The organism is Mesorhizobium sp. LNHC221B00 (assembly GCF_000502935.1).
Classification (GTDB): domain Bacteria; phylum Pseudomonadota; class Alphaproteobacteria; order Rhizobiales; family Rhizobiaceae; genus Mesorhizobium; species Mesorhizobium opportunistum.
The window spans coordinates 52,851-68,431 of sequence record NZ_AYWR01000016.1 but is presented as its reverse complement, the minus strand read 5'-3'; the positions used below and the strand labels follow the sequence as shown (position 1 = coordinate 68,431).

Sequence of the window (15,581 nt, the reverse complement as noted above, 5' to 3'; positions counted from 1 at the left end):
CACCCATCAAACGACGGTCAACGAGTTACAAGAGTCGCATCCGAATGAAGGAAAATATCTCGCTTGCCACCGCCCGGCGCGTCGCGCTCGCCGCTCAGGGTTTTCTCGACCCCCGCCCCAATGGCACGCCCGACCGCCGTCATTTCGCCCGCGTTCTGTCCCGCACCGGCCTGCTGCAGATCGATTCCGTCAGCGCGGTGGTGCGCGCGCATTATATGCCGCTCTATTCGCGCCTTGGCCCCTACCCGCTCGCTCTGCTCGACAACGCCGCCGTCACCCGCAAGCGCACGGTGTTCGAATACTGGGCGCACGAGGCTTCTTTCCTGCCGGTGGAGACCTGGCCGCTGATGCGCTGGCGCATGCAGCGCGCCGAGCAAGGCAAAGAGATGTATCTGGGGCTGGCCAAATGGGGCCGTGAGCACGCCGCCTATATAGAAGAGATCTACCGCGAGGTCGTCGCGCGCGGCCTGATCGCTGCTTCCGCGCTCGAAGGCCAGAAGGGCTCGGGCGGCTGGTGGGGCTGGAGCCACGCCAAGCATGCCTTCGAATGGCTGTTCTGGGCCGGGCGCATCACGACGGCGCACCGCCGCGGATTCGAGCGCTTCTATGACCTGCCTGAGCGCGTGCTGCCGCCGGCGATCCTAGACCTGCCCGTACCGGCCGCCGAGGACGCGCACCGCGAATTGCTGCGCATCTCCGCCCGCGCCCACGGCGTGGCGACATCAGGCGATTTGCGCGACTATTTCCGCCTTTCCCCCGCCGACATGAAGGGCCGCCTGGAGGAATTGGTCGAACTCGGTGAGCTGCTGCCGGTGCGCGTCGAAGGCTGGGATAAGCCCGCTTACCTGCACAAGGATGCCCGTCTGCCCAGGAAAATCGACGCCCGTGCCTTGCTAGCGCCGTTCGATCCCGTGGTCTTCGAACGCTCGCGCTCGGAGCGGCTGTTCGATTTCCACTACCGTATCGAGATCTACACGCCGGCCGAAAAGCGCCAATACGGCTATTACGTCCTGCCGTTCCTGCTCGGCGACAGGATTGTAGCGCGCGTCGATCTCAAGGCCGATCGGCCGGCGAGTGTGCTACGCGTCCACGCAGCCTATGCCGAAGCTGGCGCACCGCCTGAAACCGCCGCCCAGCTTTTCGAGGAATTGAAGCAAATGCAGGGCTGGCTCGGGCTTGAGCGCATGGAAGTGACGCCCGCTGGCGACCTCGGACCGTCACTTGCCGACATCGCCATGTCGTAGGCCCGCGTTGACAGTCCTGCCCGCAACAGCCTAAATCCGCTCCAGACGGTCTCTTCTCTTCAATGAGAGGGGCTAAGAGGGAATGCGGTGCGGGATGAAAAAATCTCAAATCCGCGGCTGTCCCCGCAACTGTAAGCGACGAGCCAAGGCCGAAAGCCACTGGGAATTCCCGGGAAGGCGGCTAACCAAGGCGATGACCCGCGAGCCAGGAGACCTGCCGTCTGCGACAACATAATCCGATCGCCCGGCGGGTTTCCGGGCAAGGAGCCCGGTTTTTGGACCAGAACAGCAGTTTTTCGGCTGGCACAGCGGACAATTCGTCCGCCGACAGCGATGCCTTGTCCGGCGTCACCGTGATCATCTGTGCCTCGTGCCGTGACGAAACCGGCTCCGACGCCCATCCCCGCGCCGGCGAACTGCTGGCTGAGGATACGCGCAACGCCGCCTCGGGCGAAGATATCCGCGTCCGCACCGTCGAATGCCTCGGCAATTGCAAGCGCCGCCTCAGCGCCGCGATCCTGCGCGACGGCTGCTGGAGCTATGTCTTCGGCGACCTGACCACGGCCAGCGGCGCCGACCTTGTCGCCGGCGCAAAGCTCTTCGCCACTTCCACCGACGGCCTCATCCCATGGCGTGGCCGGCCCGATAGCCTCAAGCGCGGCCTCGTTGCCCGCATCCCTCCTCTCGACATGCTGAAGGACTGACCATGACCGCTCCAGATTCGTCCGCCAACCTTTCCCGCGTTCCCTGCACCGTCGTCACCGGCTTTCTCGGCGCCGGCAAGACGACGCTGGTCCGCCATCTCCTGGAAAACGCCGGCGGCAAACGCATTGCCATCATCGTCAACGAGTTCGGCGACATCGGCATCGACGGCGAGATTTTGAAGGGCTGCGGTATCGACACCTGCCCGGAGGAAAACATCGTCGAACTGGCCAATGGCTGCATCTGCTGCACCGTCGCCGACGATTTCGTGCCGGCGCTCGACCAGATCCTGGCGCTGACGCCGAAGGTTGATCACATCCTGATCGAGACGTCCGGCCTGGCTCTGCCCAAGCCGCTGGTCCAGGCCTTCCAGTGGCCGACGGTGAAAAGCCGCGTCACGGTCGACGGCGTCATCGCCGTGGTCGATGGCCCGGCGCTGGCCGAAGGCCGCGTCGCCAACGACATGGACGCGCTGCAGGCGCAGCGCGCTCAGGATGAGAGCCTCGACCATGACGACCCGGTCGAGGAAGTGTTCGAGGACCAGATCGCCTGCGCCGACCTGATCATCCTGTCGAAGAGCGACCTGATGGACGCCGCAGGCTCAGCCCGCGCCAACGCCATCATCAACGAACACTCCGCCCGCGCCGTGAAGATCGTGCCGACCTCGCATGGCAAGGTCGATCCCTCCGTGCTGCTCGGCCTCGGCCTCGCCGTCGAGGACGACATCGAGAACCGCAAATCCCATCATGACGGTGCGTTCGACCACGAGCATGACGACTTCGACACCTTCATCGTCGACATTCCCTCGATCGCCAATCCCGACGAGCTGGCAAAGCGCGTCGCCAACGCCGCCGAGCAGGAAAACGTGCTGCGCGTCAAAGGCTTCGTCGAGGTCGGCGGCAAGCCGATGCGGCTCTTGCTGCAGGCGGTCGGCCCACGCGTCAATCATTACTATGATCGCGCCTGGACCGCCGAGGACGATCGCCGCTCGCGCCTGGTCGTCATCGGCCTCAAGGGGCTGAACCGCCCGGCGATCGAACGCATACTCGCCGGCTGATCTCGGACAGGCCGCGATGCACATCCTCACCACGACTTCCGTCTCGCTCGACGATCTCGCCGAGCCGGTCGACCTGCGGCAGACGCCGGCGGATATCGTGGCGCTGTCCTTCACCGACAGCGATCTGGCCGGACTGGCGGCGGCGTGGAAGGCCGACGCCGGCCGCCTGCCCTCGATGCGGCTCGCCGCACTGCGCGACCTGCGTCATCCCATGTCCGTCGACCTCTGGGTCGACAGCGTCGCCCGCCATGCCAAGATCATCCTCGTGCGCATCCTCGGCGGCTACGACTGGTGGCGCTACGGCTGCGACCAGCTTGCCGCGACTGCCCGCGCGCACGGCATAAAACTGGCGCTGCTGCCGGGTGAGAGCCACGACGAGGATCTCCGCCTCATCGAAGCCTCGACGCTGCCGCGCGAGGAGTTGGATAGCCTGCTCGGCTATTTCCGCGAGGGCGGCCCGGCCAATATGAGTGCGCTGATGCGGAGGCTGGCGGGGCTGGCGGGGCAGGATGCGGAAATTGCCGAGCCGGTCGAAGTTCCAAAAGTCGGCTACTACGAGCCCACACGCGGCATCGTCCCCCTCCCCCTCGAGGGGAGGGTCCGGCCGCCGGCCGGGGGTGGGGTCCTCTCCGGAGCGCGCCGACTCAAGGAAACGTCGCCCCCGGTCGTACCGACCCCACCCGGCCCTGCGGGCCACCCTCCCCTCGAGGGGGAGGGAAACGCCACGCCAGTCATCCCGATCCTCTTCTACCGCTCGATGCTGCTAGCCGCCGATGTCGCGCCGATCGATGCGCTTTTCGAAGCACTCACCCAACGCGGCATAACCCCCGTCCCGATCTTCGTCTCCAGCCTCAAGGACCCGGCATCCCTGGCCTTCGTGGAAACCGCGCTCGCCACGCTGAAACCCGCCGCCATCATCGCCGCGACCGCCTTTGCCTCCGGCGCCGAACCCGGCGTCGAGACCCTGTTCGACCGCGCCGGCGTGCCCGTCTTCCAGGTCATCATCGCCACCACCCGCCGCGACGTGTGGGACAACAATCAGCGCGGCCTGGCGCCCGCCGACCTTGCCATGCATGTCGTGCTGCCCGAACTCGACGGCCGCATCCTGGCCGGCGCCATTTCCTTCAAGGGCGAGAGCGAGACCGATCCGGCACTTGGTCATCGCGCTTTCGCCAATCGGCCGGAACCGGATCGCGTCGCCCAAGTCGCGGACCGCGTTGCGGCTTTCATCAAGCTGCAGGAAACGCCCCGCACGGCGCGCAAGCTGGCCATCCTCATCCCGGACTATCCAAGCGCCCCCGGCCGCACCGGCTACGCCGTCGGCCTGGATGTGCCGTCCAGCGTGCTGGCCATGCTGCACGACCTGAAGGAGCAGGGTTATGGGGTTGAGGGGATTCCTGAGACGCCGCGTGAATTGCTGGGTTTGCTGGAGCGCAGCAAGGATGCGCTGGGGCTGGAGGAGTATCTGGACTTGTCGAAGAGCCTGCCAACAGCGGCAATTGCCGCGGTAGAGGCTGCATGGGGAAAAGCCGAAGGGAGAGGCTTGCGTGAGGCGCCCCCCTCTGTCCTGCCGGACATCTCCCCCTCAAGGGGGGAGATTGGCAGTTTAGTCGCCGGCTCTCCCTTTACAAGATCGGAGATTGGCGAAGGCGGAGATGGGAGCGCAATCTCCCCCCTAGAGGGGGAGATGTCCGGCAGGACAGAGGGGGGCGCCTCGCGCAAACTTTCGCGGCTAGCTGGCGAAAAACACTTCCGCTTCCGCGCCGCCACCTTCGGCAACATCACCGTGGCCCTCGCCCCCGATCGCGGCCGCTCCGCCGACCGCCGCGCCGACTATCACGACCCGACGCTCCCGCCCCGCCATGCGCTCCTCGCCTTTGGCCTCTGGCTGCGCAAGTCGCTCGGCGTCCATGCCCTCATCCATGTCGGCGCCCATGGCACGCTGGAATGGCTGCCGGGCAAAACCGTCGCGCTTTCGCAAAACTGCTTTCCCGAGATCGTCACCGGTCCGCTGCCCGTCATCTATCCCTTCATCGTCTCCAACCCCGGCGAGGCAGCACAGGCCAAGCGGCGCATCGCCGCCGTCACGCTTGGCCATCTGCCGCCGCCGCTGACCGGTGCCGGGCTCGACGAAAACCAGCACAAGCTTGAACGGCTGGTCGACGAATACGCCCAGGCCGATGGCCTCGACCGCCGCCGCCGCGATCGTCTGGCCAAGCTGATCGTCGAGACCGCGCAGAAAACCGGCCTCGCCTCGGAAGCCGGCGTCGCCAGGACCGACGCACCCGACGAAGCGCTGCGCCGCATCGACGCCTGGCTTTGCGATCTCAAGGATTTTGCCGTCAAGGACGGGTTGCATGTCTATGGCCGCGTGCCCGAGGACGAGTCCGACGCCATGCGCCGCCAAAGTGCCGAGGCCGAGAAGGCGGCGCTGCTCGCCGCGCTCGATGGCCGCCACGTCAAGGCCGGTCCCGCCGGCGCGCCGGCGCGGGGCCGTTCCGACGTGCTGCCCACCGGCCGTAACCTGTTCACGTCGGATCCGCGCACCATGCCGACGCCGACCGCCTATGATCTGGGCAAGACGGCGGCGGAAGAAGTGGTGCGCGGCTACATGCAGTCGCATGGCGACTGGCCGCGCTCCCTGGTCATCGACCTCTGGGGCTCGGCCTCGCTGCGCACCGGCGGCGAAGAGATTGCTCAAGGTCTGGCATTGATGGGCTGCCGCCCGCAATGGGATGCTGCCACCGGCCGCATCACCGGCATCGAGGTGTTGCCGCCGGCCACGCTCGGCAGGCCACGCGTCGATGTCACCTGGCGCATATCGGGCCTATTCCGCGACATGTTCCCGACCCAGATCGTGCTGATCGATGCCGCCGCCAACGCCGTCGCCGCCCGCGACGAGGAGGATGCGGAAAACCCGCTCGCAGCCAAAACCCGCGCCGACGGCAAGATCAGCCCGCGCATCTTCGGCACCTCGCCCGGCACCTACGGCGCCGGCGTCGAGGATATGCTGTCGAGCGGCGACTGGAGCGCGCGCGAGGAGATCGGCCGCGCCTATCTCGACGCCACCTCGCATGCCTATGGCGGTGCCGGCGGCGAAGGCGTCTCCGCGCCCGGCGCTTTCGAGGGCCGCATCGCCGAGGCCGACCTTCTCGTCCACACCGGCGACGACCCCGGCCGCGACATCCTCGAAGGTTCGGCCGACGTCGCCTTCATCGGCGGCTTTTCGGCCGCACTCGCGGCGCTCGGCAGGAATGCCGACGTCATCGTGCTCGACGCCACGGATCCGCAAAAGCCGAAGCCACGCTCGGTTGGTGAGGCCGTGTCGCGGGTGGTGCGCGCTCGCGCCGTCAATGCGCGTTTCATCGCCGGCCAGATGCGCCACGGCCCGCGCGGCGCCTCCGAATTCGCCGAAACGGTCGATCGGCTGGTCGGTTTTGCCGAGACCACCCATGCCATATCGGGCGCGCTGATCGAGGCCGTGCACGACGCCTATGTCGGCGACGCCGAAGTTCGCGCCTTCATCCTGCGCGAAAACCCGGCCGCCGCGAAAGTCATTGCCGAGCGTTTTCTCTCGGCGCGCCGGCGTGGCCTCTGGCATCCCCTGCGCAACGCCATCGACGACGACCTCGCCGCTCTCATTGCCGAGGCGGAAGCGCTCGGGGTGGCGGCATGAACGCCTTCACGCGCCGTGGCGCCTGCCCGGCCCTGTCGGCGCCGATGCAGACCGGCGACGGGCTATTGGTGCGGCTCAACCCGGTTGCCGGAGGCCTATCGCCGAGGCTGTTGATCCCCCTGGCCGAATCCGCCCTGCGACACGGCAGCGGCATCATGGAGGTAACCGCGCGCGGCAGCCTGCAAATACGCGGGCTAACGACGGACAGCGCCGCGCTGCTGGCGGCAGAGGTCGATGCGCTGGGCATTGCGGTGCGCACAGGCGTGCCGGTCGAGACGGGACCGCTGGCGGGCATCGACCCGCAGGAGATTGACGACCCCCGGCCGCTGGCTGAGCGGATCAGGGTGGCGATTGAAGAGGCTGGCCTCACCCAGCGGCTCGGCCCGAAAGTTTCGGTCATCGCGGACGGCGGCGGGCAGCTAAGCATGGATGCTTTAACGGCCGATGTGCGGCTGAAGGCGGTGCGAGCCGACAACGACATCGTTTGGAGCGTATCGATTGCGGGCGACGGCCGAAACGCGAAGGTATCGGCAAAGGTCGATGCAAATGCTGCGAGAGACATTGCCGTTGCCGCGCTAAGAATGGTGGCCGAGAAAGGCCGTGAGGCTCACACACGGGATTTGTCGGAGAGGCAGTTGGTGTCTCTGGCGGGTTGGCTATGCTTGACAGGTTTGCGCGAGGCGCCCCCCTCTGTCCTGCCGGACATCTCCCCCACAAGGGGGGAGATTGCTCATTCACGCTCGTCTTCGCCAATTTCCACGGCTACCGAGGGAGAGCCGGCGCCCGAACTGCCAATCTCCCCCCAAGTGGGGGAGATGTCCGGCAGGACAGAGGGGGGCGCCTCGCGCAAACCTATCGGCCTTTTCCCTTTGGCCGGCGACATTTTCACCCTCGGCTTAGCCCTCCCCTACGGCAGCATGCCGGCGGATAAAATCATCGCCCTCGCCCAAAGCGCCCTCTCCCTCGGCACCACCGAAATCCGCCTCGCCCCAGGCCGCGCTTTGCTCTTCCTCGGCCAGCCGCCGGCCGCCAACCAGCCCCTTCAAGACACAGCCGCCGCCCTCGGCTTCGTCACCTCCCCCACCGACCCACGCACGCGCATCGCGGCTTGCCCCGGCACCCCGGCCTGCGCTTCCGGCCGCATCGCCACGCGCGACATAGCCGGGACGATCGCCGCCGAAAACGCCGACATCCTCGACTTCACGCTGCACATTTCCGGCTGCGCCAAGGGCTGTGCGCATCCCGGCCCGGCGGCGCTGACGATCGTCGGCGGCGAAAATGGAGCCGGACTTGTCGTGAACGCGACGGCAAAGGCTCTTCCTGCCGGGTACAGGCCGGGCTATGACGCCGCGCGTGGTTTCAGTCGCGTCGCCGCAGTGATCCGCAGCGCACGATTTCAGGGCGAGACCGCCGCTGCTTGCCTGACAAGGCTCGGGCCGGCGGCAATCGCCGAGGCTTACCGACAGGCCCAAACTAAAAAACGGAAATGAGCATGGCCGCCTACGACTACATCCACGACGGCACGGCGATCTACGAGCGCTCCTTCGCTATCATTCGCGCCGAGGCTGACCTGTCGCGCTTCTCGGAAGCCGAGGCCGATGTCGCCATCCGCATGATCCATGCCTGTGGCCAGGTCGAGGCATCAAGCCATTTCGTTTTCTCCCCCGATTTCGTTGCCGCCGCCCGCACCGCTTTGGCGGCCGGCGCACCGATCTTCTGCGACGCGCAAATGGTCTCGCATGGTGTAACCCGCGCCCGGCTGCCGGCCGGCAACGAGGTGATCTGCACATTGCGCGACCCGCGTACCCACGACATCGCCGGGGAAATCGGCAACACCCGCTCGGCCGCGGCAATAGACCTGTGGGGCGAGCGCATGGCAGGCTCCGTCGTCGCCATCGGCAACGCGCCGACTGCGCTGTTCTATCTCCTGGAGAAACTGCGCGACGGCGCCCCGAAGCCGGCCGCCATTATCGGCATGCCGGTCGGCTTTGTCGGTGCTGCCGAATCCAAGGACGCGCTGGCCGAAAATTCCTATGGCGTGCCCTACGCCATCGTGCGCGGCCGGCTCGGCGGCAGCGCCATGACCGCCGCCGCGCTCAATTCATTGGCGAGGCCCGGCCTGTGAACGCCATTGCAAAAGGCCGTCTCGTCGGCGTCGGCACCGGTCCCGGCGACCCCGAGCTGTTGACGCTGAAGGCAGCGCGGGCCCTGGCCGAGGCCGATGTGGTGGCGTATTTCGCCAAGCGCGGCAACAACAGCAACGCGCGCGCCATCGTCGAAACGCGCTTCCGTCCGGACATGACGGAACTGCCGCTGCTCTATCCCGTGACCACGGAAATCGACAAGGATCACGACGACTACCGGTCGCAGATCACGGCTTTCTACGAGGAGTCCGCCGAGACGGTGGCCGGCCACCTCGAAGCGGGCAAGATGGTCGCCGTGCTGTCCGAAGGCGACCCGCTGTTCTACGGCTCCTACATGCACCTGCATGTGCGCCTCGCCCATCGCTTCCCGACCGAAGTCATTCCCGGCATCACCGCCATGTCCGGCTGCTGGTCGCAGACCGGCGTTCCGATCGTCCAGGGCGATGACGTGCTGACCGTGCTGCCGGGCACGATGAGCGAGTTCGAGCTGAGCCGCCGGCTCGCCGACACCGATGCCGCCGTGATCATGAAGGTCGGCCGCAACCTGCCCAAGATCAGGCGCGCGCTGGAGGCGACCGGCAAGCTGACGCGCGCCGTCTATGTCGAGCGTGGCACCATGGCCGGCGGCGTTTCGATGAAGCTTGCCGACAAACAGGATGACAAGGCGCCCTATTTCGCCATCGTGCTGGTGGCCGGCTGGTCCGGCCGGCCCGGTGCGCTGGGAGCGCAGACATGAGCGGCCGTCTCACCGTCATCGGCCTTGGACCGGGCAATGCCGATCAGGTCACGCCGGAAGCGAGCCGTGCTGTGGCGCAAGCGAAATTCTTCTATGGCTACAAGCCCTATCTCGACCGGCTGGAGCTTCGCGCCGACCAGACCCGCGTCGCCTCCGACAATCGCGAGGAACTCGCCCGCTCCAAGGATGCCCTGATCAAGGCCGCGGAGGGCCATGACGTCGCGGTCGTCTCCGGCGGCGACCCCGGCGTCTTCGCCATGGCGGCCGCCGTCTGCGAGGCGATCGAGGCCGGCCCGGTCGAATGGCGCGCTGTCGATGTCGCGGTCGTCCCTGGCATCACCGCCATGCTCGCGGTCGCCGCCCGCATCGGCGCACCGCTCGGCCATGATTTCTGCGCCATCTCGCTGTCCGACAATCTCAAGCCGTGGGACTTGATCGAGCTGCGCCTGCTGGCAGCCGCCGGCGCCGGCTTCGTCATCGCGCTCTACAACCCGATCAGCAAGGCACGGCCCTGGCAGCTTGGCCGCGCCTTCGAGTGCCTGACCGCCATCCTGCCCGGCACCACGCCGGTGATTTTCGGCCGCGCCGCCGGCCGCCCGGACGAGCGCATCGAGGTCTATCTGCTGGCCGATGTCGAGGCTGAGAAGGCCGACATGGCGACCTGCATCATCATCGGCTCTCCGGAAACCCGGATCATCAAGCGCGGTGACAAGCCGGCGCTGGTCTATACGCCGCGTTCGGCAGCGGGCCCGACAAAATGATCGATCCCAAATTGATCAACAAGCGCGGCCAGAACTTCGACGGTTTCCGCCGAGGGAACATCCGGCAGATCAGGCCTTTGGACCATGACCACGTCGACGCCCAGCGCCCGCGCCGCGGCGATCTTGCCGTAGGTGGCCGCGCCGCCGCTGTTCTTGGACACGACAAATTCGATACGATGCTTTTCGAGCAGGGCGCGTTCGTCGTCTTCCCGGAACGGCCCGCGCGCCAGCAGATAGGTCGCATCGGGCACAGCCAGCCTCGGTTCGACCGGATCGACGCTGCGAATGAGATAATGGTGCTGGGGCGCGGCGTCGAAGGCACCGACCTCTTGCCGGCCCAGCGCCAGGAACACGCGGCGCGGCGCCGCTCCCAGCGCTTGCACGGCATGATCAACCGTATCGACCAGCGTCCAGCGGTCGCCTTCGACCGGTTCCCAGCCCGGGCGGCGCAAGGCCAGGATCGGCACGCCGGCCATGCGCGCGGCTTGCGCGGCATTGGCGGAGATTCGCGCCGCGTAGGGATGCGTGGCGTCGATCAGCAGATCCGTGCCCGTCTCCCCGAGATAAGCGGCCAGCCCGTCGGCGCCGCCAAATCCTCCGCTTCGCACCGGCACGCCTTGCGCGACCGGACTTTCGGTCCGGCCGGCCAGCGACAGTGTCACCAAGCAGTCGTCGCGCGCAGCAAGTGTTCCGGCGAGTTGCCGGGCCTCCGTCGTGCCGCCAAGGATCAGAATGCGGTGGGTCATCATGCCTGCTGAGGGTCCGCGCAGCGCCAAGCTCAACGCGAGGTGGCTCACCATCGTCGGCATCGGCGAGGACGGTTTAGCGGGTCTCGGCGACGAGGCCAAGCAGCGGATTGCCGGGGCGGAAATCATCTTCGGCGGCAAGCGGCATCTGGCCCTGGTCGCTTCCTTCGCCAAGGGCGATGCGCGTCCCTGGCCGGTTCCTTTCGATCCGGAGATGCGCGATGTGCTCGCACTTGCCGGCAAGAATGTCTGTGTGCTCGCCTCCGGCGATCCCTTTTTCCATGGCGTCGGCGCCACCCTCGCCCGCAAGGTCAAAGCGCGTGAGATGCATGTCATCCCCGCGCCGTCGGCCGTTTCGCTGGCAGCCGCCCGCCTTGGCTGGGCGCTGCAGGAGATCGAGACTGTCTCGCTGCATGGCCATTCGATAGACCTGATCCGCCCGCTGCTGCAGCCCAACGCGCGCATTCTGGCGCTGACATCAGACGCGCAGGCACCGGCCGCCATTGCCCGCCTGCTCACTGAACTCGATTTTGGCGCCTCGCGGCTGACGGTTCTGGAGGCGCTGGGCGGTCCGATGGAGACCACGCGCTCCACGCGAGCCGATGCCTTCGACATCGAAAACATCAATCCGCTCAACGTTTTGGCGATCGAAATTGAATCTAGCCCACAAGCCCGCGTGCTGCCGCTCACGGTTGGCCTTGCCGATCATTTGTTCGACCATGACGGGCAGATCACCAAGCGCGAAATCCGCGCCATCACCCTCTCCGCGCTGGCGCCAAGACGTGGCGAACTGCTGTGGGACATCGGCGCCGGCTCCGGCTCCATCGGCATCGAATGGATGCTCGCCCACCCCCTGATGCGCACGATTGCCATCGAAGCCGACCCGATCCGTGCCGCTCGCGTCGCTCATAACGCCGCTGCCTGCGGCGTTCCCGGCCTCGTCGTGGTGGAAGGCAGCGCGCCCAGGGCGCTTGCCAAACTGGATGTGCCGGACGCCATCTTCATCGGTGGCGGCGGCAGCGACGCCGGCGTGTTGACCGCCGCCATCCAGGCGCTGCGCCCCGGCGGCCGGCTCGTCGCCAATGCGGTGACATTGGAGATGGAGGCCCTGCTTCTCGCCCAGCATATGAAACTGGGCGGCGATCTCACGCGCATCGCCATTTCGCGTGCTTCGCCGGTCGGCTCGATGCAGGCCTGGCGTCCGGCCATGCCGGTCACCCAATGGAACTGGGTGAAGCCATGATCGTCGCAGGCATCGGCAGCCGAAAAGGCGTGAACGTTAAAGACGTGCTTGCGGCGATCGAAACCGCTCTCGAAGCGCATGGGCTGGCGCTGACGGCGCTTTCCGCACTGGCGACCGCCACGCTCAAGAAAGATGAAGACGCGATCGCCGCCGCCGGCCGCGCGCTGAACCTTCCCGTCATCATCGTCGATGACGCAGCGCTTCAGGCCGTATCGACGGACACGCTCAGCCATTCCGATCTGTCGCAAGATCTGGCCGGCACGCCGTCGGTTTCCGAAGCATCGGCCCTCGCGGTGGCCGGCAAAGGCGCCAGGCTGCTCGGCCCCCGCACGGTGCTTGGCCCCGTCACCTGCGCCATCGCCATCAGCGGAGACGCGCCATGACCGTTCATTTCATCGGCGCGGGTCCCGGCGCCGCCGACCTCATCACGCTGCGCGGCGCCAAACTGCTGGCAAGCTGCCCGGTCTGCCTCCATGCCGGCTCGATCGTCGCGCCCGAATTGCTGCAGCATTGCGCCCCGGGGACAAAGCTGATCGACACCGCACCGATGTCGCTCGACGAAATCGAAGCCGCCTACCTCGATGCCCACAGAGCCGGCCACGACGTCGCCCGCCTGCATTCCGGCGATCTGTCGGTGTGGAGCGCAGTCGCCGAACAGATCCGCCGGCTGGAAAAGCACGGCATCCCTTATACGCTGACGCCGGGCGTGCCCTCCTTCGCCGCAGCGGCGGCCGCGCTGCGCCGCGAGTTGACCATTCCCGAGGTCGCGCAAAGCCTGGTGCTGACGCGAATCTCCGGCCGCGCCTCGAAGATGCCATCAGGTGAAACGCTGGCCGGCTTCGGCCGTACCGGTGCCACGCTGGCCATTCATCTGGCCATCCACGCCATCGACCGCGTCGTCGCCGAGCTGACACCGCACTATGGCGATGATTGCCCGGTGGCGATCGTCTTCCGCGCCTCATGGCCGGATGAGCGCGTGCTGACCGGAACGCTGGAGACGATCGAGGCACAGCTTGCGGCCGATCCGATGGAGCGCACGGCGATCATCTTCGTCGGCCGCTCGCTTGCAGCGGAAGGATTTGGCGAGAGTTCTCTTTACGACGCCCATTACCAGCGGCGTTTTCGCGGACGGGACGGATTGTGAGCGGCACCAGCAAAAACAAGGGCGGCAACGCCACGCTCGAACAGGCCTTGTCGCGGCTGAACTTCAAGCCGCGCCAGCTCGATCCGGGCCATGTCTGGCTGGCCGGCGCCGGTCCCGGCGACCCCGGTTGCCTGACCTTGGAAGTGCTGGCGGCACTGGCCGAAGCGGATGCGCTGGTCTACGACGCTCTGGTCTCGCCTGATGTCGTCGCGGTTGCCGAAAATGCCGAGCTGTTCTTTGCCGGGAAGCGCGGCGGAAAACCGTCGATGAAGCAGGATGACATCACCGCGCTGCTGGTGCGGCTTGCCCGCGAAGGCCGCCGCGTTATCAGGCTGAAGGGCGGCGATCCCTATATTTTCGGGCGCGGCGGTGAAGAAGCCCTGGCACTCGCCCGTGAAGGCATTCCCTTCCGCGTCCTGCCCGGCCTGACCTCGGGCCTCAGCGCGCTGACCGCCACCGGCATCCCGGCCACCATGCGCGGCATCAACAAGGCTGTGATCCTGGCGACCGGCCACGCCGCCGGCACCGACGACGACCTCGACTGGGCGGCAATCGCCCGCACCGGCCACCCCGTCGTCGTCTATATGGGCATGGCCAACCTGCCCCTGATCGCAGCCGCACTGCTTGATGGCGGGCTGGCGCCGTCGACACCGGCGGCGGTGATCGTCGCCGCCACCACGCCGCAGGAGCGAACCGTCGTCGCCACGCTCGCCACCATCGCCGAGCAAGCGGCCGCCGCCGGGCTCGCCTCGCCGGCGCTGATCGTCATCGGCGGCATTGTCGCCATGCGCGCGGCACTGGCGGGCGTGGCATGACGGCACGGGCCATCATCATCGGTGCGCCGCGCTCCGGCTCCGGCAAGACCAGCGTCACCATCGGCATCCTGCGCGCGCTCACCCGGCGTGGGCTCAAAGTGCGCGGCGCCAAATCCGGCCCTGACTACATCGATCCCGGCTTCCACACTGCCGCCACTGGGCTGTCCGGCGTCAACCTCGACAGTTGGGCTATGCCGCCATCGCTGCTCAACGCGCTCGCCGCGCAACAGGCAGACGATACGGACTTCGTAATCCTCGAAAGCGCCATGGGCCTGTTCGACGGCATTCCGGCCGCGCCGGGCCGCACCGGCTCGGCGGCGGATCTTGCCCGGCTCTACGCCCTGCCGGTGCTGCTGGTGCTCGACGTGTCCGGTCAATCGACCACGGCGGCGGCCGTCGCCAAGGGGTTCGCGACCTACGATCCCGATGTGCGCATGGCCGGCGTCGTGCTCAACCGGCTGGGCAGCGAGCGCCATCGGCGGCTGTCCGGCGACGCTATCGAGGCGATCGGCCTGCCCGTCGTCGGCGCCATCCTGCGCGATCCCACGCTCAATTTACCAGAACGCCATCTCGGCCTCGTCCAGGCCGGCGAATATGATGATTTGATGGCGCATCTCGACCGGCTGGCCGACATGGCGGAGAAATCGCTCGACCTCGACGCCGTGATGAGGCTGGCAACGCCCCTCGCCCCGGCAACCGGCGGCTTTGAAGACGCGCTCCAGCCGCCCGGCCAACGCATCGCGCTGGCGGAAGATGCCGCCTTCACCTTCCTCTATCCGCATGTGGTGGCCTACTGGCGCAAGGCCGGCGCCGAGATCGTCCCGTTCTCGCCGCTCGCCGATGAAGCACCTGACGACAGCTGCGATGTCTGTTGGCTGCCCGGCGGCTATCCCGAGCTCCATGCCGGTCGCCTGGCAGCAGCGGAGACCTTCAAGGCAGGGACAACACGCTTCGCTGCAACAAAGCCCATCCATGGCGAGTGCGGCGGCTTCATGGTGCTCGGCGAGGCGCTTGAGGATGCTTCGGGCGAGACGCATCGCATGCTCGGCCTGCTCGGTCATTCGACCAGCTTCGCCAAACGCAAGATGAACCTCGGCTATCGCGAGGTGCGGCTGCGTGCGGATTGTCCGTTGGGCTCACCGGGTGCGCTGATCCGGGGCCACGAATTCCACTATGCGCAGATGACGGCCACCGGCAATGACGAGCCGCTGGCCGACCTCGCCGACGGCCAAGGCAATCCGATCGGCGCTTCGGGCTATCGGCGCGGCCATGTCAGCGGCACCTTCTTCCACGCCATTGCGAGGGGCTAGGCT

At 67.1% G+C, this 15,581-nt stretch carries 14 protein-coding genes and 1 riboswitch; of the genes, 13 read left to right on the top strand and 1 reads right to left on the bottom strand.

Annotation, left to right across the window (positions count from 1 at the left end):
• Positions 1-44: 44 nt before the first annotated feature.
• The 8 genes from X741_RS146145 to X741_RS146180 all read left to right on the top strand — a co-directional run bounded on the left by X741_RS146145 (position 45) and on the right by X741_RS146180 (position 10,320).
• Entirely contained in the window at positions 45-1,244 is a 1,200-nt protein-coding gene (locus X741_RS146145; RefSeq protein ID WP_023779174.1) for a winged helix-turn-helix domain-containing protein, read from the top strand.
• Between the two features lie 29 nt (positions 1,245-1,273).
• A riboswitch (cobalamin riboswitch) is annotated at positions 1,274-1,481 on the top strand.
• A gap of 38 nt (positions 1,482-1,519) precedes the next feature.
• Entirely contained in the window at positions 1,520-1,948 is a 429-nt protein-coding gene (locus X741_RS146150; protein WP_023779173.1) for a DUF1636 family protein, read from the top strand.
• Positions 1,949-1,950: 2 nt separating this feature from the next.
• A complete protein-coding gene (gene cobW, locus X741_RS146155; protein ID WP_023763308.1) occupies positions 1,951-3,003 on the top strand; it encodes a cobalamin biosynthesis protein CobW in 1,053 nt (350 codons plus the stop codon).
• Positions 3,004-3,019: 16 nt separating this feature from the next.
• The gene (locus X741_RS146160) at positions 3,020-6,679 is read left to right on the top strand and encodes a cobaltochelatase subunit CobN (protein WP_023779172.1); all 3,660 of its coding nucleotides are present in this window, start codon (positions 3,020-3,022) and stop codon (positions 6,677-6,679) included.
• Positions 6,676-8,169 carry a precorrin-3B synthase gene (gene cobG, locus X741_RS146165; protein WP_023779171.1) on the top strand — a complete coding sequence of 498 codons (1,494 nt, stop codon included), beginning with the start codon at positions 6,676-6,678 and terminating at the stop codon, positions 8,167-8,169. Before X741_RS146160 ends, cobG begins: the two co-directional genes overlap by 4 nt.
• A gap of 2 nt (positions 8,170-8,171) precedes the next feature.
• Positions 8,172-8,804, top strand: a complete 633-nt coding sequence (locus tag X741_RS146170; protein WP_023779170.1) for a precorrin-8X methylmutase — start codon at positions 8,172-8,174, stop codon at positions 8,802-8,804.
• On the top strand, positions 8,801-9,559 hold the full coding sequence (locus X741_RS146175; protein WP_023779169.1) for a precorrin-2 C(20)-methyltransferase: 759 nt from the start codon (positions 8,801-8,803) through the stop codon (positions 9,557-9,559). The genes X741_RS146170 and X741_RS146175 overlap by 4 nt, the downstream gene beginning before the upstream one ends.
• Positions 9,556-10,320 carry a precorrin-3B C(17)-methyltransferase gene (locus X741_RS146180; protein ID WP_023779168.1) on the top strand — a complete coding sequence of 255 codons (765 nt, stop codon included), beginning with the start codon at positions 9,556-9,558 and terminating at the stop codon, positions 10,318-10,320. Before X741_RS146175 ends, X741_RS146180 begins: the two co-directional genes overlap by 4 nt.
• Here X741_RS146180 and X741_RS146185 read toward each other — a convergent pair.
• A complete protein-coding gene (locus X741_RS146185) occupies positions 10,284-11,066 on the bottom strand; it encodes a cobalt-precorrin-6A reductase (protein ID WP_023779167.1) in 783 nt (260 codons plus the stop codon). The genes X741_RS146180 and X741_RS146185 overlap by 37 nt on opposite strands.
• A gap of 1 nt (position 11,067) precedes the next feature.
• Between X741_RS146185 and X741_RS146190 the strand changes: the two genes are divergently transcribed.
• Genes X741_RS146190 through X741_RS146210 form a run of 5 tightly spaced genes read left to right on the top strand, consistent with a single transcriptional unit; the run spans position 11,068 to position 15,578 of the window.
• A complete protein-coding gene (locus tag X741_RS146190; RefSeq protein WP_023779166.1) occupies positions 11,068-12,309 on the top strand; it encodes a bifunctional cobalt-precorrin-7 (C(5))-methyltransferase/cobalt-precorrin-6B (C(15))-methyltransferase in 1,242 nt (413 codons plus the stop codon).
• Positions 12,306-12,692 carry a cobalamin biosynthesis protein gene (locus X741_RS146195; protein WP_023779165.1) on the top strand — a complete coding sequence of 129 codons (387 nt, stop codon included), beginning with the start codon at positions 12,306-12,308 and terminating at the stop codon, positions 12,690-12,692. Before X741_RS146190 ends, X741_RS146195 begins: the two co-directional genes overlap by 4 nt.
• Complete coding sequence (gene cobM / locus X741_RS146200; protein WP_023779164.1) at positions 12,689-13,453, top strand: precorrin-4 C(11)-methyltransferase; 765 nt, start codon at positions 12,689-12,691, stop codon at positions 13,451-13,453. The genes X741_RS146195 and cobM overlap by 4 nt, the downstream gene beginning before the upstream one ends.
• Positions 13,450-14,268 (top strand): uroporphyrinogen-III C-methyltransferase, encoded by an 819-nt coding sequence (gene cobA / locus X741_RS146205; protein ID WP_023779163.1) that lies wholly within the window; start codon positions 13,450-13,452, stop codon positions 14,266-14,268. Before cobM ends, cobA begins: the two co-directional genes overlap by 4 nt.
• Positions 14,265-15,578: a cobyrinate a,c-diamide synthase gene (locus X741_RS146210; RefSeq protein WP_023779162.1), complete on the top strand. Its 1,314-nt coding sequence runs from the start codon at positions 14,265-14,267 to the stop codon at positions 15,576-15,578. Before cobA ends, X741_RS146210 begins: the two co-directional genes overlap by 4 nt.
• Positions 15,579-15,581 lie beyond the last annotated feature (3 nt).